1 protein-coding gene is annotated in these 971 nt (G+C 71.1%); it reads right to left on the reverse strand.

Annotated features, from left to right (window positions below):
* A partial coding sequence (locus ARGLB_RS23680; RefSeq protein WP_306302361.1) for a DUF6531 domain-containing protein occupies positions 1 to 971 on the reverse strand: 971 nt, incomplete at both ends.

The raw sequence follows: 971 nt of genomic DNA on the forward strand, positions 1-971 counted from the left end.
TCGTCCCGGACCACGGACACCTGATTGTCCCGGACCACGGACACCTGTTTGTCCCGGACCACGGACACCGTCCGGCCCGGCCCCGACCCGGCACCGAGCCACACCCCCGCAACGGTGAACGCCCACCACGCGCCCTGGTTGTCCCGGACCACCAACACCTCGGCCGTGCCGTCGGGCAGGGAACCCAGCTCCGCCACGCCTGCCGAGGTCACCGGTTCCCGGGCCAGCCAATAGTTCTCACCCGCGCCGCGGCCCCAGCCGTCCCCCTCACGGGGGAAGTCCACCGCCCGGCCGTCGGCCATCACCCACCGCACGCCCTCATCCGAGACCGCCAGGTACTGGTCCAGGACCGAGGCCCACCCCGGACCAAACACCCCCGGCGCCTCCAAACCCGACGCCAGCGAGTTATACATCCGCGACAGCACCAGGTTCGAGGCGGCCCCGGCGAACCCCAGATCCGTTTCCGGCTCGATGAAGTTGCCCGTGGCCGTGTTCACCGGGTCATTGGCGTAACCGCTGGTCGGCAGTGCCCCCGCCGCCATCGGCGGATCAATCACCAGCCCGGACCTGCCGGCGCTGACCCCGGCCGCGGCCAGAGCCTCGCTAACGGCCGCGTCCGAGAGAGTGGAAACATTTCCCTCGCCCCCGGCCGCGGCGAACGCGTCAGCGACCGTCACCGCCCACCGTGCATCATTCTCGTTGGCCCGCAGGTACTCCCGGTAAGCGGCGATCACCCCCGACGCCTCAATCCGTCCCCAATAGCAACCGGACTCAAACGAGGACAGCTGCCCCTCCAGGGTCCCCGGGGCCGAAGACAATCCCTCATCCAGGCCGCGGGAATTCGCCGCGAAAGACCGCAGGTTCGCAGGACGCGCCGAGGACGTCCCGCCCCCGTACCCGCCGCCAGGCGGCGGGGTGTCCCGGGACCCCGTGCCGGCATGCGCCGGGGCGAACGTCGGAGCATTTCCCGG

The organism is Arthrobacter globiformis NBRC 12137 (assembly GCF_000238915.1).
In the GTDB taxonomy this organism is placed as follows: domain Bacteria; phylum Actinomycetota; class Actinomycetes; order Actinomycetales; family Micrococcaceae; genus Arthrobacter; species Arthrobacter globiformis.